Source organism: Phyllobacterium sp. OV277, from assembly GCF_900104355.1.
Lineage (GTDB): Bacteria > Pseudomonadota > Alphaproteobacteria > Rhizobiales > Rhizobiaceae > Phyllobacterium.
Map to the genome: position 1 here is coordinate 1 of NZ_FNIY01000019.1, position 26,131 is coordinate 26,131.

The 26,131-nt window shown below is 54.5% G+C and carries 22 protein-coding genes and 1 tRNA gene; 4 read left to right on the forward strand and 19 right to left on the reverse strand.

Going from position 1 to position 26,131, the window contains the following annotated elements; all coding sequences use genetic code 11:
• The 4 genes from BLU05_RS25475 to rpsL all read right to left on the reverse strand — a co-directional run.
• On the reverse strand, positions 1–461 hold a 461-nt coding region (locus tag BLU05_RS25475), incomplete at its 3' end, for a GTP-binding protein (RefSeq protein ID WP_139210520.1).
• Between the two features lie 64 nt (positions 462–525).
• Positions 526–2,613, reverse strand: a complete 2,088-nt coding sequence (gene fusA / locus BLU05_RS25480) for an elongation factor G (protein WP_091886757.1) — start codon at positions 2,611–2,613, stop codon at positions 526–528.
• Between the two features lie 33 nt (positions 2,614–2,646).
• Entirely contained in the window at positions 2,647–3,117 is a 471-nt protein-coding gene (rpsG, locus tag BLU05_RS25485) for a 30S ribosomal protein S7 (protein ID WP_008121762.1), read from the reverse strand.
• A 60-nt stretch (positions 3,118–3,177) separates the two neighbouring features.
• The gene (gene rpsL, locus BLU05_RS25490) at positions 3,178–3,549 is read right to left on the reverse strand and encodes a 30S ribosomal protein S12 (protein ID WP_008121760.1); all 372 of its coding nucleotides are present in this window, start codon (positions 3,547–3,549) and stop codon (positions 3,178–3,180) included.
• Positions 3,550–4,053: 504 nt separating this feature from the next.
• On the opposite strand from rpsL, the gene BLU05_RS25500 reads away from it, so the two are divergent.
• The 3 genes from BLU05_RS25500 to BLU05_RS25510 all read left to right on the forward strand — a co-directional run bounded on the left by BLU05_RS25500 (position 4,054) and on the right by BLU05_RS25510 (position 6,492).
• Positions 4,054–4,335, forward strand: a complete 282-nt coding sequence (locus tag BLU05_RS25500; protein WP_091886763.1) for a hypothetical protein — start codon at positions 4,054–4,056, stop codon at positions 4,333–4,335.
• A 71-nt stretch (positions 4,336–4,406) separates the two neighbouring features.
• Complete coding sequence (locus BLU05_RS25505) at positions 4,407–5,075, forward strand: response regulator (RefSeq protein ID WP_091886765.1); 669 nt, start codon at positions 4,407–4,409, stop codon at positions 5,073–5,075.
• Between the two features lie 4 nt (positions 5,076–5,079).
• Positions 5,080–6,492: a sensor histidine kinase gene (locus tag BLU05_RS25510; RefSeq protein ID WP_091886768.1), complete on the forward strand. Its 1,413-nt coding sequence runs from the start codon at positions 5,080–5,082 to the stop codon at positions 6,490–6,492.
• Here the strand turns inward: BLU05_RS25510 and BLU05_RS25515 are convergent.
• The 14 genes from BLU05_RS25515 to BLU05_RS25580 all read right to left on the reverse strand — a co-directional run bounded on the left by BLU05_RS25515 (position 6,480) and on the right by BLU05_RS25580 (position 24,979).
• Positions 6,480–7,364: an ABC transporter permease gene (locus BLU05_RS25515; protein WP_091886771.1), complete on the reverse strand. Its 885-nt coding sequence runs from the start codon at positions 7,362–7,364 to the stop codon at positions 6,480–6,482. The genes BLU05_RS25510 and BLU05_RS25515 overlap by 13 nt on opposite strands.
• 11 nt (positions 7,365–7,375) lie before the next feature.
• A complete protein-coding gene (locus BLU05_RS25520; protein ID WP_091886774.1) occupies positions 7,376–8,215 on the reverse strand; it encodes an ABC transporter ATP-binding protein in 840 nt (279 codons plus the stop codon).
• Positions 8,216–8,332: 117 nt separating this feature from the next.
• Positions 8,333–9,319: an ABC transporter substrate-binding protein gene (locus BLU05_RS25525; protein ID WP_244518557.1), complete on the reverse strand. Its 987-nt coding sequence runs from the start codon at positions 9,317–9,319 to the stop codon at positions 8,333–8,335.
• 290 nt (positions 9,320–9,609) lie between these two features.
• On the reverse strand, positions 9,610–13,818 hold the full coding sequence (rpoC, locus tag BLU05_RS25530) for a DNA-directed RNA polymerase subunit beta' (RefSeq protein WP_091886780.1): 4,209 nt from the start codon (positions 13,816–13,818) through the stop codon (positions 9,610–9,612).
• Between the two features lie 144 nt (positions 13,819–13,962).
• Positions 13,963–18,117: a DNA-directed RNA polymerase subunit beta gene (rpoB, locus tag BLU05_RS25535; RefSeq protein WP_091886783.1), complete on the reverse strand. Its 4,155-nt coding sequence runs from the start codon at positions 18,115–18,117 to the stop codon at positions 13,963–13,965.
• Positions 18,118–18,310: 193 nt separating this feature from the next.
• Positions 18,311–18,688, reverse strand: coding sequence for a 50S ribosomal protein L7/L12 (gene rplL, locus BLU05_RS25540; protein WP_091886786.1), 378 nt, complete (start codon positions 18,686–18,688; stop codon positions 18,311–18,313).
• A gap of 47 nt (positions 18,689–18,735) precedes the next feature.
• A complete protein-coding gene (gene rplJ, locus BLU05_RS25545; protein ID WP_091886789.1) occupies positions 18,736–19,254 on the reverse strand; it encodes a 50S ribosomal protein L10 in 519 nt (172 codons plus the stop codon).
• A 345-nt stretch (positions 19,255–19,599) separates the two neighbouring features.
• Positions 19,600–20,298, reverse strand: coding sequence for a 50S ribosomal protein L1 (rplA, locus tag BLU05_RS25550; RefSeq protein ID WP_091886792.1), 699 nt, complete (start codon positions 20,296–20,298; stop codon positions 19,600–19,602).
• A 4-nt stretch (positions 20,299–20,302) separates the two neighbouring features.
• Positions 20,303–20,731, reverse strand: coding sequence for a 50S ribosomal protein L11 (rplK, locus tag BLU05_RS25555; RefSeq protein WP_091886794.1), 429 nt, complete (start codon positions 20,729–20,731; stop codon positions 20,303–20,305).
• A 138-nt stretch (positions 20,732–20,869) separates the two neighbouring features.
• Positions 20,870–21,400 (reverse strand): transcription termination/antitermination protein NusG, encoded by a 531-nt coding sequence (nusG, locus tag BLU05_RS25560; protein WP_091886797.1) that lies wholly within the window; start codon positions 21,398–21,400, stop codon positions 20,870–20,872.
• A 23-nt stretch (positions 21,401–21,423) separates the two neighbouring features.
• The gene (gene secE, locus BLU05_RS25565; protein WP_091886799.1) at positions 21,424–21,624 is read right to left on the reverse strand and encodes a preprotein translocase subunit SecE; all 201 of its coding nucleotides are present in this window, start codon (positions 21,622–21,624) and stop codon (positions 21,424–21,426) included.
• 226 nt (positions 21,625–21,850) lie between these two features.
• Positions 21,851–21,926: transfer RNA gene (locus BLU05_RS25570), tRNA-Trp, on the reverse strand.
• Between the two features lie 101 nt (positions 21,927–22,027).
• On the reverse strand, positions 22,028–23,956 hold the full coding sequence (locus tag BLU05_RS25575) for a COG3904 family protein (protein WP_091886802.1): 1,929 nt from the start codon (positions 23,954–23,956) through the stop codon (positions 22,028–22,030).
• Between the two features lie 63 nt (positions 23,957–24,019).
• A complete protein-coding gene (locus BLU05_RS25580) occupies positions 24,020–24,979 on the reverse strand; it encodes a COG3904 family protein (RefSeq protein ID WP_091886807.1) in 960 nt (319 codons plus the stop codon).
• Positions 24,980–25,376: 397 nt separating this feature from the next.
• On the opposite strand from BLU05_RS25580, the gene BLU05_RS25585 reads away from it, so the two are divergent.
• On the forward strand, positions 25,377–25,841 hold the full coding sequence (locus tag BLU05_RS25585) for an STM3941 family protein (RefSeq protein ID WP_139210521.1): 465 nt from the start codon (positions 25,377–25,379) through the stop codon (positions 25,839–25,841).
• A 170-nt stretch (positions 25,842–26,011) separates the two neighbouring features.
• On the opposite strand, the gene BLU05_RS25590 is transcribed toward BLU05_RS25585, so the two are convergent.
• A partial coding sequence (locus tag BLU05_RS25590; protein WP_091886815.1) for an EF-Tu C-terminal domain-related protein occupies positions 26,012–26,131 on the reverse strand: 120 nt, incomplete at its 5' end.

Consider the following 26,131-nt stretch of genomic DNA (forward strand, 5'->3'; position numbering starts at 1 on the left):
GACAGAAGCTCGCGGACTTCCAGTTCAACCAGTTCGAGCAGTTCAGCATCGTCAACCTGATCAACCTTGTTCAGGAACACGACGATCGCAGGAACACCAACCTGACGGGCAAGCAGGATGTGCTCGCGGGTCTGTGGCATCGGGCCGTCAGCGGCAGACACAACCAGGATCGCGCCGTCCATCTGCGCAGCGCCGGTGATCATGTTCTTCACATAGTCCGCGTGGCCGGGGCAATCAACGTGTGCATAGTGACGCGCTGGCGTCTCATACTCAACGTGTGCCGTCGAGATCGTGATACCGCGGGCCTTTTCTTCAGGCGCTGCATCGATCTGGTCGTAAGGCTTGTACTCACCAAAATACTTCGTAATCGCTGCTGTCAACGACGTCTTGCCATGGTCAACGTGACCAATCGTGCCGATGTTGACGTGCGGCTTGTTACGTTCAAACTTGCTCTTAGCCATCTGAGCTCTCCGTTATATGTTCGCCTGCTCAGGCTTAACTCAACTGTCAAGCGCAACCGGTTGGTTACGCAAACTTCTTCTGAATTTCCTGTGCTACCGCTGCCGGTACAGGTTCGTAGTGATCAAACTGCATGGTGTACTGTGCACGACCCTGGCTCATCGACCGCAGATTGCTCACATAACCAAACATGTTGGCCAGCGGCACATTTGCGTTGACGACAGTCGCAATACCACGCGCTTCCGTACCCGAAATCTGACCACGACGTGAATTCAGATCACCAATCACGTCACCGACGTAATCCTCAGGTGTAACAACCTCGACCTTCATGATCGGCTCGAGCAGCTGGGCACCAGCCTTCTGCGCACCTTCGCGGAATGCAGCGCGAGCTGCGATTTCGAAGGCAAGAACCGAGGAGTCGACATCATGGTAGGCACCGTCGATCAGCGTGGCTTTCACGCCAAGCATCGGGAAGCCTGCGAGCGGACCCGCACCCATAACGCTTTCGATACCCTTTTGAACGCCCGGAATGTATTCCTTAGGAATGGAACCACCAACGATCTTCGATTCAAAGATGAAATCATCGCCATCATGTGGCTCGAAGATCACCTTGATACGAGCGAACTGGCCCGAACCACCCGACTGCTTCTTGTGGGTATAGTCAATTTCTGCCTTGCGTGTGATCGATTCACGATAGGCAACCTGTGGCTGACCAACATTCGCCTCAACCTTGAACTCGCGACGCATACGGTCAACGAGAATGTCGAGATGAAGTTCGCCCATGCCGGCGATGATTGTCTGACCCGACTCTTCATCCGACTTGACGCGGAAAGAAGGATCTTCAGCAGCAAGACGATTAAGCGCGAGGCCCATCTTTTCCTGATCCGCTTTGGTCTTCGGTTCAATCGAGATCTCGATGACCGGCTCAGGGAAAATCATGCGTTCAAGAATAACCGGCTTCAGAGGATCGCAGAGCGTATCACCTGTTGTGGTTTCCTTGAGGCCTGCCAGGGCAACGATGTCACCGGCAAACGCTTCTTCAATGTCTTCACGCGAGTTGGAATGCATCTGCAGCATACGGCCGATGCGTTCGCGCTTGAGCTTAACTGTGTTGTCGAGCGAAATGCCCTTGGTCAGCTTGCCGGAATAGATACGGCAGAATGTCAGCGAACCAACGAACGGATCGTTCATGATCTTGAATGCAAGCATCGACAAAGGCTCTTCGTCGGAAGACTTGCGAACTGTTTCTGCTTCGGTCTTAGGGTCGATACCCTTGATCGAAGGAACATCAACAGGCGAAGGCAGGAATTCAACAACACCATCAAGAAGTGGCTGTACGCCCTTGTTCTTGAATGCTGAACCGCAGAATACCGGATGGAATTCAACGCGGCATGTGCCAACGCGGATAAGAGCGCGAAGTGCGTCATTATCTGGCATGTTGCCTTCGAGATAAGCTTCGGTCGCAGCTTCGTCGACTTCGACAGCAGCTTCAATCAGCTTTTCGCGATATTCTTCTGCACGATCCTTAAGATCAGCAGGAATTTCAACAACATCCCATTCAGCGCCGAGCTGTTCATCACGCCAGACCAGGGCCTTCATTTCGATCAGATCGACAACGCCCTTGAATTCTGTTTCAGCGCCGATTGGCAGCTGCATAACGAGAGCCTTGGCACCAAGACGGGTCTTGACCATCTCAACGCAGCGATAGAAATCCGCGCCAGTCTTGTCCATCTTGTTGACGAAGATCATGCGTGGAACATGATACTTCTCAGCCTGACGCCAAACGGTTTCAGTCTGCGGCTCTACACCGGCATTGGCATCGAGCAGTGCAATCGCACCGTCGAGAACGCGCAGCGAGCGCTCAACTTCAATCGTGAAGTCAACGTGACCAGGCGTATCAATGATGTTGAAGCGACGCTTCTTGCCATCACGGCCAGTCCAGTAAGTCGTGGTTGCAGCGGAAGTGATCGTGATACCACGCTCCTGCTCCTGCTCCATCCAGTCCATGGTTGCGGCGCCATCATGAACTTCACCGATCTTGTGCGACTTGCCGGTGTAATAAAGAATACGCTCGGTGGTCGTGGTCTTGCCGGCGTCGATGTGCGCCATAATACCGAAATTACGGTAGTCTTCGATTTTATATTCGCGGGCCATAGTATGGTGCCTTCAAGAATAGGGTTTCGACGATTACCAGCGGTAATGCGAGAATGCGCGGTTGGCTTCTGCCATGCGATGCGTGTCTTCACGCTTCTTCACAGCGGAGCCGCGGTTGTTTGCAGCATCCAGGAGTTCGCCGGAAAGACGATCAACCATCGTGGTCTCATTGCGACCGCGAGCGGCATTGATCAGCCAACGGATTGCAAGAGCCTGACGACGCTCTGGACGAACATCAACCGGAACCTGATATGTTGCACCACCAACACGGCGCGAACGCACTTCAACGTGCGGCGCTACATTGTCGAGCGCCTGATGGAACAGGGCAACCGGCTCCTGCTTGCTCTTGGCTTCAACCGACTCAAGCGCACCGTAAACGATACGTTCGGCAATTGACTTCTTGCCATGATGCATAACTGCATTCATGAACTTTGTCAGAACGAGATCACCGAACTTTGGATCCGGGTTGATCTCACGCTTTTCTGCACTATGGCGTCTGGACATATTCTTCGTCTCTTAACTACATCGGGTTGACCTACCAAGTGGCCAAATTCCCGGAAAATCTTACTTCGGACGCTTCGCACCGTACTTCGAACGGCGCTGCTTACGGTTCTTGACGCCCTGCGTATCGAGAACACCACGAATGATGTGATAACGAACGCCCGGCAAATCCTTTACACGACCGCCGCGGATCATCACGACAGAGTGTTCCTGAAGGTTGTGACCTTCACCCGGAATGTATCCGATAACTTCGAAGCCATTCGTCAGACGGACCTTGGCAACCTTACGCAGAGCCGAGTTTGGCTTCTTCGGGGTCGTCGTATAGACGCGAGTGCAAACACCGCGCTTCTGTGGGTTTTCCTGCAGAGCAGGAACTTTATTGCGCTTTACCGGCGCAGTGCGCGGCTTGCGGATCAACTGGTTTACGGTAGGCATTCAACCTTCCCTCTTTGTAATGCGTATCAAAGCGCGAGCGCTCCGGCACAAATCTCGTATCTTCGCCCGTCAGGGCCGTTTCAGCGCCATGCTCATGCACGAATTCGGGCAAATAAACCACCCAATGGGTAGTTGCCCGAATAAAAGCAGAGGAAGCCTTAGAAGCTTCATGCGAGCGGCAAATTGCATTTCGATCGTAAAACGAACCCTGTTTGAGATGAACTCCAGAGCGTGTCGCTCCGAAACAGCCAATCTCACATCGGCTCAGATGTGCTGCTGATACTTTGTCCCCTGCTCTACGTCAAGCCTGAACTCCAAATATTATTAAGGTTTGGAGCGTTTGGGGGCACTTTGGGGCCTGATCGTAAGATTGTTTCGCCTGATGCGGGCGAATTCAAGCAATCTTTCGCATCATGCACAGGGATTTATGGCATCCACAAGACGCGGGCGGCCATTTTGGCTAATCTGACCGCTTGAAACACACAGATTCGGGAATCATTAACAATGTCTACGCCTCAAGCCGACTCGAAACCGGTCCACCTCATCATTGCCGACGTATGGAAGAAAGGTGAGGAAGACTCGCGGCAGGTGCATGTGCTCCTCATGAATGACGATACGGATGGACTGGTGCAGACAGCGCTGCAGATACTGGCCAATGAAGGCTATGAAGAAGCCGAGTTGCTGGAAATCGGTACGCTCACAACCGAGCCGGAAGAAGAGCCACATCTTTCCGCGTGGAAGACCGCCCTCACCGGTCAGGTCGCTCTTATTGAATTCAACGAATAGCAGATTGCCACGTAGTCAATACTGATCCTGCCGCGCTTGACGGATGAGCAGGATCATTGGCATCTTTGGTCATGCGTATACTTCTTGTCGAAGACAACAACACACTGGCGAATTGGCTGGCCAAAAGCCTTCGGCAATCTCAATACACTATCGATGTTGTTCATGACGGCGCGGACGCCGAACATGCGCTTGCGGTGACGTCATACAATCTTGTCATTCTTGACCTTGGTCTGCCTGACAAGGGTGGGCTGGAAGTGCTGCGTCATCTGCGCCGCGCGGGTAACGAAGTTCCGGTGATCGTGCTGACCGCCAATGCCAGTCTTGATGGACGCATTAGCGGCCTTGATGCCGGGGCTGATGATTACCTTGCCAAGCCCTTCGAGCTAACAGAGCTGGAAGCCCGCATTCGCGCGCAGCTACGCCGGGCGAGCCAGAAGACAGCACCTGTCATCACCTGTGGTGCTCTGAGTTTCGATACAAACACCCGGTTGTTTTCAATCAACGGCGAACCACTGGCGCTTGCACCGAAGGAACATGCGGTGCTGGAGCAACTCCTGCACAAGATTGGGCGCACCGTCAGCAAGACGGCGCTGTCCCAAAGCATCTATAGTTTTGACAGCGAGACCGACGAGAACGCTATCGAGATTTATATCCATCGCCTGCGCAAGAAACTTGAGGGCAGCAGAGCGGAGATCGTCACCCTGCGCGGCCTCGGTTATCTCCTGCGCGACGGGGTGTGAATCAATGCGGCTGATCTCCCGCCTGCCCGGCAGCCTCAGAGTCCAGCTTGTATCCTGGATTGTCATTCCGTTGATCATCATCGCGGCCATCAATTTGTGGGTAAGCTGGAATACATCGGAAAAGATGGCCGATCTTGTCACGGACAGGATGCTTACCGCTTCCGCGCGCGCCATCGGCGAAGCGACCGCCGCATCTGGTAATACGCTGGATGCTATCGTTCCGCCTGTTGCCATCGAGATGTTTTCAACGGGTGACGGCGACCATGTCTATTACAGCGTCGCCACATCGGATCATCAATTGCTGACGGGATACCCCGATCTGCCAGCACCGCCAGTGCTGAAGGATTTCGACCCCGTCTACTTCTACGGCAGCTACCGCAACCAGCCTGTTCGGCTTGTTGCCCTGCGCCATCCGATTGTCGCAGCATCGGCGGAGCTATCGCAATCGGTCGACGTTATTGTCGGTGTTACACTGGCGGGTCACACCAACATCGCCCGTGGCCTCTGGCTGGATAGTGTCAGCCAGCAACTGGTTCTGATCGCTTTCGCCGCCGCCCTGTCGCTGCTCGGATTGCGCTATGGATTACGGCCGCTGATGAAACTGCGCGACAATGTCCTACGGCGCGGCCGCGATCTCGAACCTTTTGATCAGGCCGCTGTCCAGACGGAACTGCAACCTCTTGTCGCCGCCTTGAACCAATATATGGACCGGGTACGCAAACAGATGGCGGCACAGCGCCGCTTTATCCAGAATGCCGCCCATCAATTGCGCACGCCGATTGCCACCCTGACAACACAAGCAAGCTTTGCGCTCCGGACAAAGGACAAGGACGAACAGGCTGAGGTTCTGACAAGTATCAAGACAAGCGCCATGTTGCTGGCACGTCTGGCGGCGCAGCTTCTGACACTCTCCCGCGCGGAACCGGGCAGCAGACGGCCACGCGCCGACCGGGTTGATCTCATAGAGGCTGGACAGCTGGTGCTGGAAAGCCTTGCGGGAAAAGCTTTTGATCGCCGCATTGATCTTGGGTTTGAAGCGAGTACCGCCGCTGCAATCGTCACGGGCGATGGTACGATGCTGCGCGAGATGATCGTCAATCTTGTCGATAACGCCCTCACCTACACACCCGAAGGCGGATCCGTCACATTGGGCATCGCGCGGGACGGCGACCTTATCCATTTGACAGTTGAAGATACCGGCCCCGGCATTCCGGAAAATGAGCGCGAGCATGTCTTTGAACGGTTTTACCGGATAGCGGGCGTTAAAGCCGATGGCAGTGGTCTCGGCCTTGCCATTGTCCGCGAAGTCACCGAAGGCGCAGAAGGAACTGTGACACTGTCGGAAGCAAGAACCGGCGGGCTGCTCGTTACTGTTACGCTGCCCGCCAATTCAACGATCGCAAATCAGCCTGCCTGATCAGACAAGGCTTGCGGGCGCCACTTTACCAGATGGTTTTCCACCAGAGTAATGGCGTATTCAACAACCAGTGCCAGCACGGCGAGAATAACCATCGCTGCAAACACGCCATTGGCATTGAATGCACCCTGTGCGGTGGAGATCATGAGGCCAACGCCCTTTTTCGCGCCAAGAAATTCACCCACAACCGCACCAACCAGGGCGAAGCCGAAGCTGACATGCAGGCTGGCAAGAATCCAGCTCATGGCCGATGGGAGAATGACGGTACGGGTGATCTGGGTGGGCGAAGCACCAAGGATCTGGGCATTGGCAATCAGGGCACGATCAGCTTCACGCACGCCCTGAAAAGCATTGGCAAACACGACGAAGAACACCATCACCACAGCCAGTGCCACCTTGGACGCCATGCCGAGCCCGAGCGCGATGATGAAAATCGATCCGAGAACAACACGCGGAACCGAATTGGCAATCTTGATGTAGATACTGAACACATCGGCAAGAAACTTGTTGCGGCCAAGAATGATGCCGCAAATGACGCCGCCGATTGCGCCGATCAGAAAGCCGAGAAGAGTTTCTTCCAGTGTGACAATAATCTGCTCGGACAGCGGACCTTGCGACGTGCCTTCCGTGATCCACACCCATATCTGATCAGCAATGCCTGACGGGCTGGCAAAGAAGAACGGATCGATCACATTGGCGCGGGTGCCCCATTCCCAGCCGCCAAGAAAGACGACAAGAATAGCCAGCCGTACAAAAATCACAGTTGCGTAGCGCCTGCGCGCCTTCGCCTTGAACACGGCTTCAGTCCTGGCGATACCGGCTGCACTGGCGGCTGATGTTCCCGATGGGGATAAGATTTCGTTGGTGCTCATGGTGATGATCCTTATTGACCGCTTTGCAGGGCGCGCTGCTGGCCGATCTGCACTTCCTCGCGCAAATCGTTCCAGATCACCTTGGCGATCTCGACAAATTTCTCGTCATAGCGAATATCTTCCATCACGCGCGGGCGCGGAATATCGATGTGATAAACGCTCTTTACCGTGGCTGGACCAGCAGTCAGCACATACACCTTGTCCGCAAGCGCGATGGCTTCCTCCAGATCATGCGTAACAAAAATCACCGATGCGCCCGACTGCTGCCAGAGATCAAGAAGTTCGCCCTGCATCAGCGTGCGCGTCTGCACGTCAAGCGCACTGAATGGTTCATCCATCAGCAGAATTTTTGGCTCGTTGATAAAAGTCTGTGCCAGTGCCACGCGCTTGCGCATACCGCCGGAAAGCTGGTGCGGATAGTGCCTTTCAAAGCGCGCGAGCCCCACCTTGGCAATCCATAAACGGGCCTTTTCATAGGCCTCTTCCTTGCTCGCGCCACGATAACGCGGACCGGCGCTGACATTATCAATCACATTGCGCCACGGAAACAGCGCATCGGCCTGAAACACAAAGCCAATATCCGGGCTGACGCCATCAATGGGCTTTCCCATCAACCGGACTTCACCGGCGCTGGGGCGGGCAAGGCCGGTCACAAGATTGAGGGTCGTTGATTTCCCGCATCCGGTAGGTCCAACCACGCAGGCAAATTCTCCCTGAGCAACCGTCATGGAAAAATCGCGCAAGGCCGTCATCATCTTGCCGTCGGGTGTCACAAACCGGCGGGTCGCATTGTCAAGCACAATGGCGGGAACATCAGATCTGTTTTGAGTTTTCGGGGCTTCCATCAGCATGGGGTTCCTCACGAACATGCGCCATCCCTGCCGGGAAGCATGGCTCCCAGCTGAAAAGGCGAACAATTGAAAGTGAAAGCGCTGCCGGAACTGTTCCGCGCAGCGCTTTGTCGCGGATTACTTGGCGGCGTCGAGCGTGCTGTTGGCCTTGTCGACAAAATCAGTCGTAAAGGTCTTCGCCAGGTCGATGTCTTTTCCCTTTACCGTTTTGGAAAAGGACGAGAGAACCTGCAACACGGTTGTTGGGCCATCCTTCGGCATACGACCATCCGGCGTATACTGTGCCTTGCCCTCGGCAAGTCCCTTCACATAAAGGTCCTTGTCGCCGACATAATAGTCTTTCGGCAATTTATCGGCGATTTCCTCGGCGCTATGGGAGGCAATGAAACGCATGGTTTTCACCATGGCATTGGCAAGCTTCTGCGCATCCTCTTTGTGGGTTTCAAGCCATGCTGTCTGCACATAGAAGGAGGCAGCCGGATAGGGTCCACCCAATGCGGCGGCAGTCTTTTCCGGCGTGCGCATATCAACCAGAATTTTCGCATCGCCACTCTTCAGCGTCGCGGCAATGGTCGGCTCGGTCGTCATTCCCGCCTGAATAGCATCTTGTTTGATCGCTGCAATAAAAGTATTGCCTGCGCCAACGGGCAAAAGCGTGTAATCACCCTGCTTCAAGCCGTTGCGAATGGCCAGATACTGCGTCAGGAAATCAGTGGAAGAGCCAAGCCCGGTCACGCCAAGTGTACGGCCCTTGAAATCAGCAGGTGATTTCACCGTATCGGCATATTTGGACGATACGAGTTCAACCTCGCCCGGTGCCTGACTGAACTGAACAATGGACTGAATAAACTTGCCTTTGGACTGAAGATCAATCGTGTGGTCGTAAAAGCCGACGACGCCCTGCGCACTACCGGCAAGAAGCTCGTTCTCCGCATCAACACCGGCACGGCTGTTGATCAGCTCAACATCGAGACCTTCATCCTTGAAATAGCCAAGTCGTTCGGTAAGCACAGCAGGCAGATAAATCTGCTTCTCCATGCCGCCCACGATAATGGTGAGCTTTTCCGCCTGCGCCGACGAAGCAAAAACAACACTCGCCGCCATGACACCGGCAAACACGGCAGCGCTCAGCGAACGGCGATAAACGGCCAAAGAATACGTCATTGAATCTCCTCCTGGCCCGATTATCTCCTCCGGGCCCTCCTCCAGAAAAGGCGCTTGCGCCTTCCCGATTCCTCAATCGGTAATGCTTGGTACTATATCCAAGCTTTCAACCAGCTTTCAGCCGCTTCGCTTATTTGTGATGGGGGTGTGATCAGCCACAGCCCATTGCTGCGCAAACAAAAAGGCCGCCCCGAAAGGCGGCCTTTTCAATCTGTTCGTGAGCAACCGGCTTATTCGGCCGGGGTGCCTGTCATGTCGGTCAACATGGCGTCGACCTTTGCAGCACCGGCTCCGCTTTCCTTGCGGCGCTCGTCGATGATCAGCTCGTCGCGGGCACCGGCAATGCGGCGGATCTGCTTGACCGTGCCACCCGTACCAGCCGGGATCAGACGACCAACAATCACGTTTTCCTTCAGGCCCTGCAACGCATCCATCTTGCCGGCAACAGCAGCTTCCGTGAGGACGCGTGTTGTTTCCTGGAAGGACGCAGCCGAGATGAACGACGGTGTCTGCAGCGAAGCCTTGGTGATACCCAGCAGAACCGGAGTACCATAGCCTGACTTCTTGCCATCTTCCTCAAGACGTTCGTTGATCTCATCAAGCTCGATCCGGTCGACATGGTCACCGGCGATGAAGCCAGTGTCACCGGATTCGGTGATTTCGACCTTCTGGAGCATCTGACGGACAATCACTTCAATGTGCTTGTCGTTGATCAGAACGCCCTGCAGACGATAGACTTCCTGGATTTCATTGACGAGGTACGAAGCAAGTGCTTCCACGCCCTTGATAGCCAGAATGTCGTGCGGCGCTGGATTGCCGTCGAGGATGTAATCGCCCTTTTCGATCGCATCGCCATCCTGAAGATGGAAAGGCTTGCCCTTGGGGATCAGATACTCAACAGGCTCAAGCGTCTCGTCGTTCGGTTCGATGACGATGCGGCGCTTGTTCTTGTAGTCGCGGCCAAAACGAACCGTACCATCGATTTCGGCGATGATCGCATGGTCCTTCGGACGACGTGCTTCGAACAGTTCCGCAACGCGCGGCAGACCACCGGTGATGTCCTTGGTCTTGGCGCTTTCCATCGGAATACGGGCAAGAACGTCACCCGCCTTCACATGGGAACCGGGCTCAACCGAAAGGATCGATTCAACCGACAGCTGGAAGCGAGCATCGCCACCCTTTGCCAGTTTCAGAACCTTGCCGGCCTTGTCCTTGACAACGATGCAAGGCTTCAGATCCGAACCGCGAGGGGTCGAACGCCAGTCGATAACCACGCGCTTGGTGATACCGGTGGATTCGTCCGTCGTTTCCGAAACGGAAAGACCGTCGACCATGTCTTCGAATTCGACATGACCTTCGACTTCCGTCATGACCGGACGGGTGTATGGATCCCACTCGGCAACACGCTGGCCGCGCTTAACCGTATCGCCATCGTCGACATAGATGCGCGAACCGTAGGTGACGCGGTGTGTTGCGCGTTCCTTGCCTGTCGCATCAAGAATGACGACAGCCATGTTACGACCCATGACGACCAGATGGCCATCGGAGTTACGCACCACATTGCGGTTACGGATCTGCACTGTGCCTTCATAGCTGGCTTCGAGGAACGACTGATCCACAACCTGCGCCGTACCACCAAGGTGGAATGTACGCATGGTCAGCTGTGTGCCTGGCTCACCGATCGACTGAGCAGCGATAACGCCGACAGCTTCACCCTGATTGACAGGCGTACCACGGGCCAGATCGCGGCCGTAGCACTTGGCGCAGATGCCGCCACGGGTCTCACAGGTGAGAGCCGAACGGATGCGGATGGACTGAACGCCTGCCTTTTCGATGGCATCAATATCGAACTCGTCGATGATGTTGCCGCCGGTAACCAGAACGTCACCCGAAACCGGATGCAGGATGTCTTCAAGCGCCGTACGGCCGAGAACACGCTGGCCAATGGTCGCAACAACCTGACCGGCATCAACGATCGGCTGCATGGTGAGGCCCGTTGTCGTGCCGCAATCCACCGAGATGACAATGCAATCCTGCGCGACGTCAACCAGACGACGTGTCAGGTAACCGGAGTTGGCCGTCTTCAAGGCGGTATCGGCAAGACCCTTACGGGCACCGTGGGTCGAGTTGAAGTACTCGTTCACGGTCAGGCCTTCCTTGAAGTTCGAAATGATTGGCGTTTCGATGATTTCGCCCGAAGGCTTGGCCATCAGTCCGCGCATACCGCCCAGCTGGCGCATCTGGTTCGGCGAACCACGAGCACCCGAGTGCGACATCATATAGATCGAGTTCATCTGCTTCTGGCGACCAGTGACAGGATCGAACTCGACAGCCTTAATGCGGGCCATCATTTCGTCAGCGACCTTCTCGGTGCACTTGCCCCAAGCGTCAACAACCTTGTTGTACTTCTCGCCCTGAGTGATCAGGCCGTCATTGTACTGCTGCTCATATTCGGTCGCCAAAGCTTCGGTTTCAGCAACCAGCTTCGCCTTGGTGTCCGGAATGACCATGTCGTCCTTGCCGAAGGAAATACCGGCGCGGCAGGCATGGGAGAAGCCCAGCTGCATGATACGATCGCAGAAAATGACCGTCTCTTTCTGTCCGCAATGGCGATAAACCGTGTCGATCATCTTGGAGATGTTCTTCTTGGTCATTTCCTGATTGCAGATGTCGAAAGGCACATTGTGGTGCTTCGGCAGCAATTCACCGATGATCATACGGCCGGGGGTCGTATCGAAAATCTTCGATGTCGGCTTGCCATCCGCATCAATGCTCTTGAAGCGGCCCTTGATCTTCGTATGCAGGGTCACTGCACCGCTGCCAATGGCGTGATGCAATTCACCGATATCGGCAAAGGCCATGCCTTCGCCCGGCTCTTTGGCCGCAACGATCGACAGATAGTACAGGCCGAGAACCATGTCCTGCGACGGAACGATAACCGGCAGACCGTTTGCAGGGTGCAGGATGTTGTTCGTCGACATCATCAGAACGCGGGCTTCAAGCTGCGCTTCCAGAGAAAGCGGAACGTGAACAGCCATCTGGTCACCGTCAAAGTCCGCGTTGAAAGCGGTACAGACGAGCGGATGCAGCTGGATTGCCTTGCCTTCGATCAGGATGGGTTCGAATGCCTGAATGCCAAGACGGTGCAGCGTCGGCGCACGGTTCAGAAGAACCGGGTGCTCGCGGATGACTTCGTCAAGGATATCCCAGACTTCTGGCTTTTCCTTTTCAACCAGCTTCTTCGCCTGCTTGACGGTCGAGGAATAACCCTTGGCGTCGAGACGGGCGTAGATGAATGGCTTGAACAGTTCGAGCGCCATCTTCTTCGGCAGACCGCACTGGTGCAGCTTCAGCTCCGGACCGGTCACGATAACCGAACGGCCTGAGTAATCGACGCGCTTGCCGAGCAGATTCTGACGGAAGCGGCCCTGCTTGCCCTTAAGCATATCGGACAGCGACTTCAGCGGACGCTTGTTGGCACCGGTGATGACGCGGCCACGACGGCCGTTGTCAAACAGAGCATCAACCGATTCCTGAAGCATGCGCTTCTCGTTGCGGATGATGATGCCGGGTGCACGCAGTTCGATCAGGCGCTTCAGACGGTTGTTACGGTTGATCACACGACGATAGAGATCGTTCAGATCGGAGGTCGCAAAACGGCCGCCATCCAGCGGAACAAGCGGACGCAAATCCGGCGGAATGACCGGAACGATCTTCATGATCATCCATTCCGGACGGTTACCCGATTCCAGAAAGTTTTCGACGATCTTCAGACGCTTCATCAGCTTCTTCTGCTTCAGATCGGACGTTGTCTCGGCAAGTTCTGCACGCAGATCGCCGGCAATCTTCTCCAGATCCATGGAAGCCAGAAGCTCATGAATAGCTTCCGCACCGATCAGCGCAGTGAAGGAATCTTCACCATACTCATCGACAGCGATCATGTATTCTTCTTCGGAAAGAAGCTGATGTTCTTTCAGGGCAGTCAGGCCGGGCTCGGTCACAATGTAGTTCTCGAAATAGAGAACGCGCTCGATACCCTTGAGGGTCATGTCGAGCAAAGTGCCGATACGGCTTGGCAGGGACTTCAGGAACCAGATATGCGCAACCGGAGCTGCGAGTTCGATATGGCCCATGCGCTCACGGCGAACGCGTGACAGCGTGACTTCCACACCGCACTTTTCGCAGATGATGCCCTTGTATTTCATGCGCTTGTACTTGCCGCACAAGCATTCATAGTCCTTGATCGGCCCGAAGATCCGAGCACAGAAGAGACCATCCCGCTCAGGCTTGAATGTGCGGTAGTTGATCGTCTCCGGCTTCTTGATCTCACCGTATGACCAGGACAGAATCTTCTCAGGGCTGGCGATCGAAATCCGGATGGAATCGAATGCCTGCACAGGTACCTGAGGATTGAAGAGATTCATGACCTCTTGGTTCATGCCGTTTCTCCATGGGGCAAAATTTGCCCTCTCCTTGCGATGGAATGGTCCGCCGTCGCGGGTCCATCTAGATCAAATGCCGCTTCCTCAGCGGCTCGAAACAAACTGGTCGGGTGCGCGGCGAACCGCGCACCCCAACCTTTTTTACTCTGCCGCGTCAGGCAAGGCCTGCTGCTGGTCTTGCTGGCGTGTATCGTCCAGCTCGACATTGAGACCGAGCGAACGCATTTCCTTGACGAGAACGTTGAAGCTCTCGGGAATACCGGCCTCGAAAGTATCGTCACCACGGACGATCGCTTCATAGACCTTGGTACGACCGGCAACGTCATCGGACTTGACCGTGAGCATTTCCTGCAGCGTGTAAGCCGCACCGTATGCTTCCAGTGCCCAGACCTCCATTTCACCGAAGCGCTGACCGCCGAACTGGGCTTTACCACCCAGTGGCTGCTGCGTAACGAGCGAGTATGGTCCGATCGAACGGGCGTGGATCTTGTCGTCAACCAGGTGGTGCAGCTTCAGCATGTAGATGTAGCCGACAGTAACCTGACGATCGAAAGTTTCACCCGTACGTCCGTCATAGAGCGTCGACTGACCGGAGGCCTTCAGACCCGCCTGCTCCAGCATCACATTGATGTCTGGCTCATGCGCACCGTCAAACACCGGCGTTGCAATCGACACGCCACGCTTCATCTGCTCACCAAGACGAACGATGCTCTCGTCGTCGTAGTTGCGGACTGGCTCATTCCGGTCGTTGTCGGGGATGATCGACTCGATCGTCGCCCGCAGCGGCTGAATATCGCCTTCACCACTTGCAGCATACTGTGCCTTGTAGGCTTCGATCAGATCACCGATCTTCTTGCCCATTCCGGCGCAGGCCCAGCCCAGATGCGTTTCAAGAATCTGGCCAACGTTCATGCGGCTTGGCACGCCAAGCGGATTGAGCACGATGTCAACATGCGTTCCGTCTTCAAGGAACGGCATATCTTCAACGGCAGCAATACGCGAGACAACACCCTTGTTGCCGTGACGGCCGGCCATCTTGTCGCCTGGCTGGATTTTGCGCTTCACAGCAACAAAGACCTTGACCATCTTCATGACACCCGGAGGCATCTCGTCGCCGCGCTGTACCTTTTCGACCTTGTCCATGAAGCGCTGTTCAAGCAGCTTCTTGGAGTCGTCATACTGGTTGCGCAGAGCTTCGATTTCGCCCTGAAGCTTTTCGTCCTCGACAGCAAACTGCCACCACTGGGAGCGCGGGTGTTCACCCATGACTTCCGAAGTAACAATTGCGCCCTTCTTGAACGACTTCGGTCCGGCAACCGCAGGCTTGCCATTGAGAACGTCAGCCAGACGGCCATAGACGTTGCGGTCAAGAATAGCCTGTTCGTCGTCGCGATCCTTGGCCAAACGCTCGATTTCCTCGCGTTCGATAGCCATGGCACGTTCGTCCTTTTCAACGCCGTGGCGATTGAAAACGCGAACTTCCACAACCGTACCGTAAGTCCCGGGCGGCATGCGCATCGAGGTGTCACGGACATCGGAAGCCTTTTCACCGAAGATGGCGCGTAGAAGCTTCTCTTCCGGCGTCATCGGGCTTTCGCCCTTCGGTGTGATCTTGCCGACGAGAATATCGCCCGGCTGAACTTCCGCACCGATGTACACGATACCGGCTTCGTCCAGATTCTTCAGTGCTTCTTCCGAAACGTTCGGAATGTCGCGCGTGATTTCTTCCGGTCCAAGCTTCGTATCGCGAGCCATGACTTCGAACTCCTCGATATGGATCGAGGTGAAGACGTCATCCGAAACAATCTTTTCAGACAGAAGGATGGAATCTTCGTAGTTGTAGCCATTCCAAGGCATGAATGCGACGAGCACGTTGCGGCCGAGCGCCAGATCACCCAGATCCGTCGAAGGACCGTCAGCAATGATGTCGCCCTTTTCGATCCGGTCGCCAACACGAACCAGCGGACGCTGATTGATGCAGGTGTTCTGGTTCGAACGCTGGAACTTCATCAGGCGATAGATATCAACGCCTGACTTGCCCGGTACGAGGTCTTCCGTTGCACGGATAACGATACGCGTCGCGTCAACCTGATCGACGATACCTGTACGGCGTGCACCGATAGCCGCACCAGAGTCACGGGCAACGATCGGCTCCATGCCTGTACCGACGAACGGCGCTTCAGCACGAACCAGTGGAACGGCCTGACGCTGCATGTTCGAGCCCATCAGAGCGCGGTTGGCGTCGTCGTTTTCCAGGAACGGAATAAGCGCTGCGGCAACCGATACGAGCTGCTTCGGCGAAACGTCCATCAGATCCACGTTTTCACGCGGAGCCATCAGAACTTCACCCGCATGGCGGCAAACAACGAATTCATCCGTGAAGGCACCGGAAGCGTCCATTTCCACATTGGCCTGCGCCACGTGATACTTGGCTTCTTCCATAGCCGACAGATAGACAACGTCGTCCGTTACCTTGCCATCAACGATCCGGCGGTAGGGGCTTTCGATGAAGCCATACTTGTTGACCCGGGCAAAGGTTGCGAGCGAGTTGATCAGACCGATATTCGGGCCTTCAGGCGTTTCAATCGGGCAGATACGGCCATAGTGGGTCGGATGCACGTCGCGCACTTCAAAGCCAGCACGCTCACGGGTCAGACCACCGGGTCCAAGTGCCGAAAGACGGCGCTTGTGGGTGATTTCCGAAAGCGGATTGGTCTGATCCATGAACTGCGACAGCTGCGAGGAACCGAAGAACTCGCGAACGGCGGCAGCTGCCGGCTTCGCATTGATCAGGTCCTGCGGCATAACGGTGTCGATTTCGATGGACGACATACGTTCCTTGATGGCGCGCTCCATGCGGAGCAGACCAACACGGTACTGGTTTTCCATCAATTCGCCGACCGAACGCACACGGCGGTTGCCGAGATTGTCGATGTCGTCGATCTCACCGCGACCATCGCGCAGATCAACCAGCATCTTGACCACGGCAAGAATGTCTTCCTTGCGCAGAATGCGAACGGTATCTTCCGCATTCAGGTCGAGACGCATGTTCATCTTCACGCGGCCAACAGCCGACAGATCATAACGCTCTGAGTCAAAGAACAGCGACTTGAACATGGCTTCAGCCGAGTCAATTGTCGGCGGCTCACCGGGACGCATAACACGGTAAATGTCGAACAATGCGTCCTGACGGCTCTCGTTCTTGTCAACAGCAAGCGTGTTGCGGATATACGGTCCGATATTGACATGATCGATATCGAGAACGTTGATCTCGGCAACGCCCGTGTCGAGCAGAACCTTCAGCGTCTTTTCATCAAGTTCGTCGCCGGCTTCAAGATAGACTTCACCGGTTTCAAGATTGACAATGTCTTCAGCAAGATACATGCCGAACAGATCGTCTTCCGTTGCCTTGATGAACTTCAGACCCTTTTCAGCAAGCTGCTTGGCAGCGCGTGCTGTCAGCTTCTTGCCGGATTCGAGAATGACTTCACCGGTATCGGCATCGATAACGTCGGTTGTTGCCTTGAAACCGCGGAAACGATCCACGGCGAAAGGAATCCGCCACGTATCGCCATCACGGCTGAACATCAGCGAATTGTAGAAGGTCGACAGGATTTCTTCGCTGTCCATGCCCAGCGCCATCAGAAGCGATGTCGCAGGAATCTTGCGGCGGCGATCGATACGCGCATAGACCACGTCCTTGGCATCGAATTCGATGTCAAGCCATGAACCACGGTAAGGAATGACGCGTGCAGCGAACAGGAGCTTGCCCGAAGAATGGGTCTTGCCCTTGTCGTGATCGAAGAAAACACCAGGCGAACGGTGCATCTGCGAAACGATAACGCGCTCGGTACCATTGACAATGAACGTGCCGTTATCGGTCATGAGCGGCATGTCGCCCATGTAAACGTCCTGTTCCTTGATGTCTTTGATCGACTTCGCGCCCGTATCCTCGTCAATATCGAACACGATCAGACGCAGTGTGACTTTCAGCGGTGCAGCATAGGTCAGATCGCGCTGACGGCATTCGTCAACGTCGAATTTTGGAGCTTCAAATTCATACTTGACGAATTCAAGCATGGAAGCGCCGGAGAAATCCTGGATAGGGAATACAGACTTGAATACAGCCTGCAGACCTTCATCAAGACGCCCGCCTTTCGGCTCCTCAACCATAAGGAACTGATCGTAGGAAGCCTTCTGAACCTCAATGAGGTTCGGCATCTCTGCGACTTCAGGTATCTTACCGAAAAACTTGCGTACGCGCCTACGACCGTTAAAAGTATGGGTCTGAGCCATCGTCGCTCCTCGTCTTTGCGCCAGCGGAAACTGGCATGTTTCTTAAAACCGCTTTTGCGGCCCCGTGAACGGGACAAAACCCGTTTCCTGAAAGCATCGGAATTGCCGTCAGGAAAAGGGTTCAGTACCGGGTTGCCCCGAAGGGCAGATCAGCGGACAGGGCTCATCGCCCTGCCCGCCAAAAATGTCAGACTTACTTGAGTTCAACCTTGGCGCCAGCAGCTTCGAGCTGTGCCTTGATCTTGTCAGCTTCGTCCTTGGTAGCGGCTTCCTTGACTGCCTTAGGAGCAGCTTCAACGAGGTCCTTGGCTTCCTTGAGGCCGAGACCGGTGATAGCGCGCACTTCCTTGATCACGTTGATCTTGTTAGCGCCGGCTTCGGTCAGGATAACGTCGAATTCGGTCTTTTCTTCAACTACAGCAGCAGCTGCACCGCCGCCAGCGGCAGCAGCAGCAGCAACAGGAGCAGCAGCAGAAACGCCCCACTTCTCTTCCAGAAGCTTCGAAAGTTCAGCTGCTTCCAGAACTGTCAGGTTGGACAGGTCGTCTACGATCTTTGCGAGATCAGTCATTTTGGTTTTCCTTTACAAGGTTCGATATATTGACAGCGAGAACGGCCTTATGCCGCTTCGTCCTTCCGGGCATAGGCGCCAAAAACGCGGGCAAGCTGACCTGCCGGTGCGTTTACGATCTGAGCGATGCGCGTTGCTGGTGTCTGGATCATGCCCAGCAGCTTTGCGCGCAACTCGTCGAGCGATGGGAGTACGGCAAGAGCCTTTACGCCATCTGCATTGAGAGTTGTTGCTCCCATCGAACCACCGAGGATGACGAGCTTGTCGTTACCCTTGGCAAATTCAACGGCGATCTTTGGTGCCGTAATCGGATCATTCGAATAGGCAACAAGTGTCTGGCCTGTGAACAGGTCAGAGATGCCTTCCGATTCCGTGCCCTGAAGAGCGATCTTGGCAAGGCGGTTCTTCGCGACTTTAACGGTGCCACCAGCATCACGCATCTTGGAGCGAAGATCGCTCAGCTGCGCAACGGTGAGACCGGTATAGTGGGCCACGACAACTGAACCAGAGTCAGTAAAGACCCCATTCAGCCACGCGACGAATTCGCGCTTTTCCGCTTTTTCCACTGTCTCTCTCCATTTGACAGAAACGCACGATGCGCTCCTGCCGGGTTGCCTTTGTTGCAAAGCTTCAATCCGAAAACTGAAACCAAACAACGTTGAGGATCCTGTCCCCCCTGCTTCGCCGGAAATCCGGCTGCAAGCGAAAGGCAACTACGGTTCGAACCTTGTCTCGATGGATCTTTCCATCCTAACAAAGCTGTTCCACGTCTCATGCAGGCTCATGACAATTAAGGCGAGCCACCTGCAATCTCGGACAGGATAACCGGACTTTCATCCGGTTATCCAGGCCCCGAAAGGCCTGGAATTCTTTAACACCCGGACCGTTAGGCCCGGGACTTCACATCGATGTTACGCAGGGCGTACTGTCGATGGATCAACCTTGATGCCAACGCCCATCGTCGAAGAAATCGCGACGCGCTTGACATATTCACCCTTGGCGCCAGCTGGCTTTGCCTTGGTGACGGCATCGGTGAATGCCTTGATGTTCTCTTCCAGCGCCTTGACATCAAACGATGCCTTGCCAACGCCAGCGTGAACAATACCGGCCTTCTCGACGCGGAACTCAACGGCACCGCCCTTGGAAGCCTTGACCGCTGCTGTAACGTCAGTCGTTACAGTGCCGACCTTCGGGTTTGGCATCATGCCGCGCGGGCCGAGTACCTTACCGAGACGACCAACAAGCGGCATCATGTCAGGGGTCGCAATGCAGCGATCGAAATCGATCTTGCCGCCATTGACGATCTCGAACAGATCTTCCGCACCAACGATATCCGCACCGGCCTTCTTGGCTTCTTCAGCCTTGTCGCCGCGAGCAAATACTGCAACGCGAACCGTACGGCCTGTGCCGTTTGGCAGGTTGACAACGCCGCGAACCATCTGGTCCGCATGGCGGGGATCAACGCCGAGGTTCATCGAAACTTCGATTGTCTCGTCAAACTTGGCAACGGCACGTTCCTTGACCATGGCAACAGCCGCAGTCAGATCATAGAGCCGGTCACGGTCAACGCCTTCACGAACCTTGGCTACACGCTTTGATACTTTTGCCATCGTTTCAGCCCACCACTTCCAGGCCCATAGAACGGGCAGAACCTTCGATCATGCGCATAGCGGACTCAACGTCAGCCGCATTCAGATCTTTCATCTTTGCTTGAGCGATTTCACGGACCTTGTCGCGCGAGATCTTGCCAGCAACTACCTTGCCTGGCTCTTTCGAACCGGACTTCAGGTTTGCAGCCTTCTTGAGGAAATAAGACACCGGCGGTGTCTTCATCACAAAAGTGAAGGACTTGTCCTGATAGTATGTGATCACGACCGGAATGGGCGAACCCTTTTCCAGTTCCTGCGTAGCCGCATTAAAGGCCTTGCAGAATTCCATGATGTTGATGCCACGCTGACCAAGTGCCGGTCCGATGGGCGGGGACGGCGTTGCCGATCCTGCCGAGACCTGCAGCTTGAGCTGGCCTGCAATTTTCTTAGCCATAACTTCTCTGCCTTATCATTATGCCGGAAAACCGGCGGTTGCAGTTTGGTGGTACGGATTGAAGACCCGGCTAAAGGCCGCCTCACCTCCCACCATCAGCCGCTTACGCGACCGGCCGCCCGATGGGCGGCCAAGTGATCAGATCTTTTCGACCTGACCAAATTCCAGATCAACCGGCGTAGCACGGCCGAAAATCGAAACTTCCACCTTGAGGCGCGAACGCTCTTCGTCGACTTCCTGGACAACACCGTTGAACGAAGCAAACGGACCGTCGGCAACGCGAACACTTTCGCCAATCTCGAACGAGATCGAAGCCTTCGGACGTTCAACACCCTCCTGAACCTGCATCAGGATCCGCTCGGCTTCCTTGTCGGAAATCGCGACCGGCTTGTTGTCCGAACCGAGAAAGCCCGTAACCTTTGGCGTGTTCTTGATCAGATGATATGCATCATCCGTCAGGTCAGCGCGAACCAGGACATATCCCGGGAAGAATTTGCGCTCAGCATCAACCTTGCGGCCACGGCGCACTTCAACCACTTTTTCAGTCGGCACGAGGATTCGCTCGAAAAGATGCGACAGACCCTTCTGCCTTGCCTTTTCTTCGATCGACTCGGCGACCTTCTTCTCAAAGTTCGAATAGGCGTGAACAATATACCAGCGCGCGGTCATTCAAATTTCCTTGTCAGCCTGCGTTAACGACCAAGACCGAGAACGAGATCAATCCCGAAGGCCATCAACTGATCAGCTGCGAAGAAGAAAATCGCAGCAAAAAACGCCATTACCATCACCATAGCGGTGGAGATAAGCGTCTCGCGGCGTGAAGGCCAGGTGACCTTTGCCGTTTCCGCGCGCACTTGCTGAAAAAAAGATATCGGATTCGTTTTGGATGCCATTTACCGCTCGTGCGTGTCATTTTGCTGTAAACTCAATGCGTTACAATATCTGCAACACGCTTTGTTCACACCATTACGGCCCGTAAAGCTGATCGTTCAGCTCCACGCACCGCGTGTCTGTTGATGTTACATAGAACCGATTCCGGTAAAACACAAGTCCCCGGGTTCGTTTCTTTCCAAACATCTGTCAGCACACCATCCAATCGTGTGCGGGCAGACTATGTATTGGCAGGGGAGACAGGATTCGAACCTGCGACCTACGGTTTTGGAGACCGCCGCTCTACCAACTGAGCTACTCCCCTACAGTCCGGGGCGTACATTCCACAAAGCGCAGCGCTTTTCAAGCCCCTATTCCTGCAGCGCGCTGCTTTACGGCAATTTAACTCCATCAATCATCGGTGGATTATTTAACAGCTTCCGAACTACTGGTAGAAACCGCATCACCAGCCACCCGTTCAACGCAATTAGCGGCCCGAGGTTCTGTCCTGCAGATTTTTATGGCCGTTAGATCGTCGACACTGCCCTGGGCCGTTATCAATCTCACATCCGCTGCCTGCTCGGTTGTCAGGATTGACAATTCTTGCGCTGGAACTGCCTGTCCCCAGTCGAGCAAAACAGGTTTTATACCCATATCTTTCAAATATTCGGCATAAGTATCATAGAACCATGGCTCAAGCTTCCTAGGCTGCTGATCAACAGATGCCTTCTGCTTCTTATATTCCGCGCGCATGGGAGGCACCGTAACTCCGGCCTCATGCACGCCAATGCGCCCCGAATAACCCATAAGTCGCTTAACGCCCCCAGCCATCATATAAACGCAGGCCGCATCACAAGCGCCGAAAGAGGTCGCGTAACCAGCATGGATCGCGAGCCGATTCTCAGGCGCACCTTCCTGGCATTCTTTTGGGTCAGGTAGACAGCGATCAATACGAGTACTTCCAATCACAACATCCAGGGATCGTTGCCGAATCATAATGCCGAGTTCCATTGCCGCTTTCACATCACCCCCGGAAGAGTCGAGCACAATGGGAAATCGTCTGCCATCGATGCGATCAAAAACCTTGCGCAACTGCGACGGGGAATCGGACGTTATGTATCCCGATGCGACAATCCACTGCGGACAAACCGGCTCACAAAGTGAATTGCCACTTCGAACGATTTCAAAATTCATTGATGGATAGGGAACTTCCTGCAGTTTGTCGGGCACGGCATCTTTTGTCTTCTGAATAGCAGCATACGCCAACTGTACGCAGTTGGCTGGCTTCGTGTCACCGGCGCATATATTGCCGGGAGTAAATACTCGAGAATCACCATCCTGTGTCGTAAACCTGTATTTTAACAGATCGTCCGACCGCAAGACGTAGATATCGCTGGCTGAAACGGCAAGCATCCGGTCAACAATAGCTGAATCAACCCCCATCTCGGAGAAGTAGGCATTCAACGTCTTACGATAACCTTTGCGAAGCTCGGTGGTTTCATAAGTTCCCGTCGCTTCCCGGCTTAGGATCTTGCGGTCAATGATTTTCTTTTTGCCACGAACGATCCGGTATCGGGTTTCATACATGATCCTTTGGTTGGTAACCGTCGTCGTAATCTGATGTATGCCCACCTGAGCTTGGAAGCCTACAAGCCTCTTTACGCCACCGGCAGCAAAGAACGGGCATGCAGACATACAGATACTTCCCTCCGGATAGGCATACCCTGCATAGGCACCATCAGCAAAATCAGGTTTACATCCCTTTTCGCTGGGGTTGCAGCCAAAATACATGGTCTTACCGATAGCGACATCAAGACCGCGCTTTCGAATGATTCTTCCCATCTCGATAGCTGCGTTTACAGCGCCACCGCGCGAATCGAGGATAATGGGGAGACGCCTTTTCCCCATTTGTTTTAGGATTTTACGGAGTTTTGACGGTGTGTTTGGCTTTATCGTACCCGACGCGGATATCCATTCCGGGCAATTTGGCCGGCATACCTGAACATCCGCGCGAACAATGTTGAATGACATCGGCTCGTCCACAATCGTCCAGGATGTTCGAGGCGTGTCGGGCTGGATTAGGTCAGGTTGTGGAGACGCCGGTACCGCAGGCAACATGACCTTTTCATATGCTGGCACACCAACGCATCTATATTTTGGAATGCAAACTGACGCGCCAGCCGACGTCCACGCGGGGCAAGCCAGGTCACATGATTGATTGGCATTCTGCTGTGCGTCGACAGTTCCTGTCGAAGCAATGAACACCAAAGCTGCCGTGACCATAAAGAATAACGCGCCGTTGAACGGCGCACATATTTGCCTCATGCGGCTGACAGTTGACGCGAACTTCCCCATATTTTCCCCACGCAGATTCCCTAGAGTATTTATATAGGGAATAGGAATGCCTTCAATGGAGCATCAATCTATTCTGGAGGCGGCTGCAGACGAAACTTTTTGGTCAACCGGTTTAAGCTCGACGCAGTTGGCGGGCTTGGATTCCTGTTCGCATAGGCGCGCGGACGTCAGATCACCGACATCCCCTGCCCCGGTTACGAGCTTGTATTGCACCAGTTCGTCCTGCGTCAGAACTGAGATATCCTTGGCCGGTATGGCCAACATCCGGTCGACAATAGCGGGATCAACCCCCATCTGCGTAAAATAGGCCAGCAGTTTCTTGCGATAACCCTTGCTGAGGTCGGTGCGCTCGTAGGAACCGGCAGGCTTGCGGCCCACTATCCGTGTGTCCAGAATCTTTTTCTTGCCGTTCACCATGCGGTAGCGCGTCTCATAAGTAATGCGCGTCTGCGTATAGACCTGTGTGATCTGATGCACGCCAACCAGTGCCCAGGGGCCAACAAAACGCTTTTCGCCTGCGGCCAGAATATAGGGACAGGCCGAGAGACAATAGGTTCCGGCAGGATATGGAAAACCGGCATAGGCTCCGTCGGCATAACGATCAGGCTTGCACTTCTGATCCGGGCTGCATCCATCAAAGCGCGTATTACCAACGGCAACATCAAGGCCGCGTTTGCGGATCATCCGCCCCATCTCCATCGCCGCATCCACATTGCCACCATTTGATTCCATGATAATAGGCAGGTGACGCTTGCCCATAACCTTCAAAATCTTGCGCAGCTTCGCGGGCGTATCTCCCAAAATCGTACCAGACGCCGAAATCCACTCGGGACATCCCGGTTCACAGGTCGGAACGGCGGTGCGCACGATGGCAAACCGCATGGATTGTACATCAGGCGCTTTTGCAGGTTTCTTTGCCGCCAGAACAGGTGCGGCCAGCGATAAGGAAAGAAGAATTGTGGCAAGCGCGCAAATGAGCTTGCTTGAAAAGGCGCCCCATACGGCCAAACAATGAAAACGCATATCAATCCTGATTGAAACCAATTGGCCGTTGCCAGACCGCTGCGCGATCCATTGCGGAATAAGGATAGACGAAGGGTTTCAGAGGGTAAATAGAAAGCAGCAGCCCTATCGCCGCAGGATAATCACATGAACGAAGGGTAATCATATGAACGAAGGGCGGGCGAAAACTCACTGTTCCCTTTGGAAGGGCTGAAATCAAAGTTGATGAAGCACATCACATTTGCGTCATGCTCGCGTCATGAATATAAGTCATCACATTTCCGTGAATTTAATTAATTCCTTCCCGCCGCCGTCATTAACGGACCATCGCGTGGATGGACGAAAAGAGCCCAAAATGGATGCGCTTCAAACCATCAAAATTAAGTCCTCGTTCTCGAGGCCACTGCAATATATTGCCATGTCCGCTATGCTGTCATTCTATTCCATCGGCTTGGTCATCTATGAATTGCTCGATAGCGAGCCTGAGAGCCTGATTGAGTATATAGCCTGCGTCGGTTCAGTGGTTTTCCCGCTGCTCACCTTCCGGCTGATCTGGCGTCTTTTGAAAACCCGTGATGCCATCACCATTTCACCGGAAGGTCTGTGTGACAAACGTCTGGCGAATGAACTCATTCCCTGGAAAAACATCAACGATGTGGCATCCTGGAATGACAATCGCGAACAGACAATCGTGCTTGGCATTGATCCCCATCAGGTGGATCAGTTGGGCCGGGGTATCAAATCGAGGATTGTCCGGTCATCCCTCTTCCGCATGCCCAAAGGTCTTTATATCGATGGCCGGGTCCTGACGATAGATTTTGACCGCCTCCTTGAGATCGTGACGGCCTATCATCGTGCCCACGGCAAACCGAAAGCTGTTTGAGACAATCAGGCTTTCCTACGGACAAAGAAAAAGGCGGCCAGTTGGCCGCCTTTTTTATGCAAACTGTCTTACGACAATTATTCAATGATCGAAGCGACGATGCCTGCACCGACCGCGAGGCTTTGCCTCGCAGTTATAAAGTGCGGTTGGTCGCAACGGGATTGTTTCGATCACTCGATGATCGAAGCAACAATCCCTGCACCGACGGTGCGGCCACCTTCACGGATAGCGAAGCGGAGCTTCTCTTCCATTGCGATCGGCACGATCAGCGTCACATCAACAGAGATGTT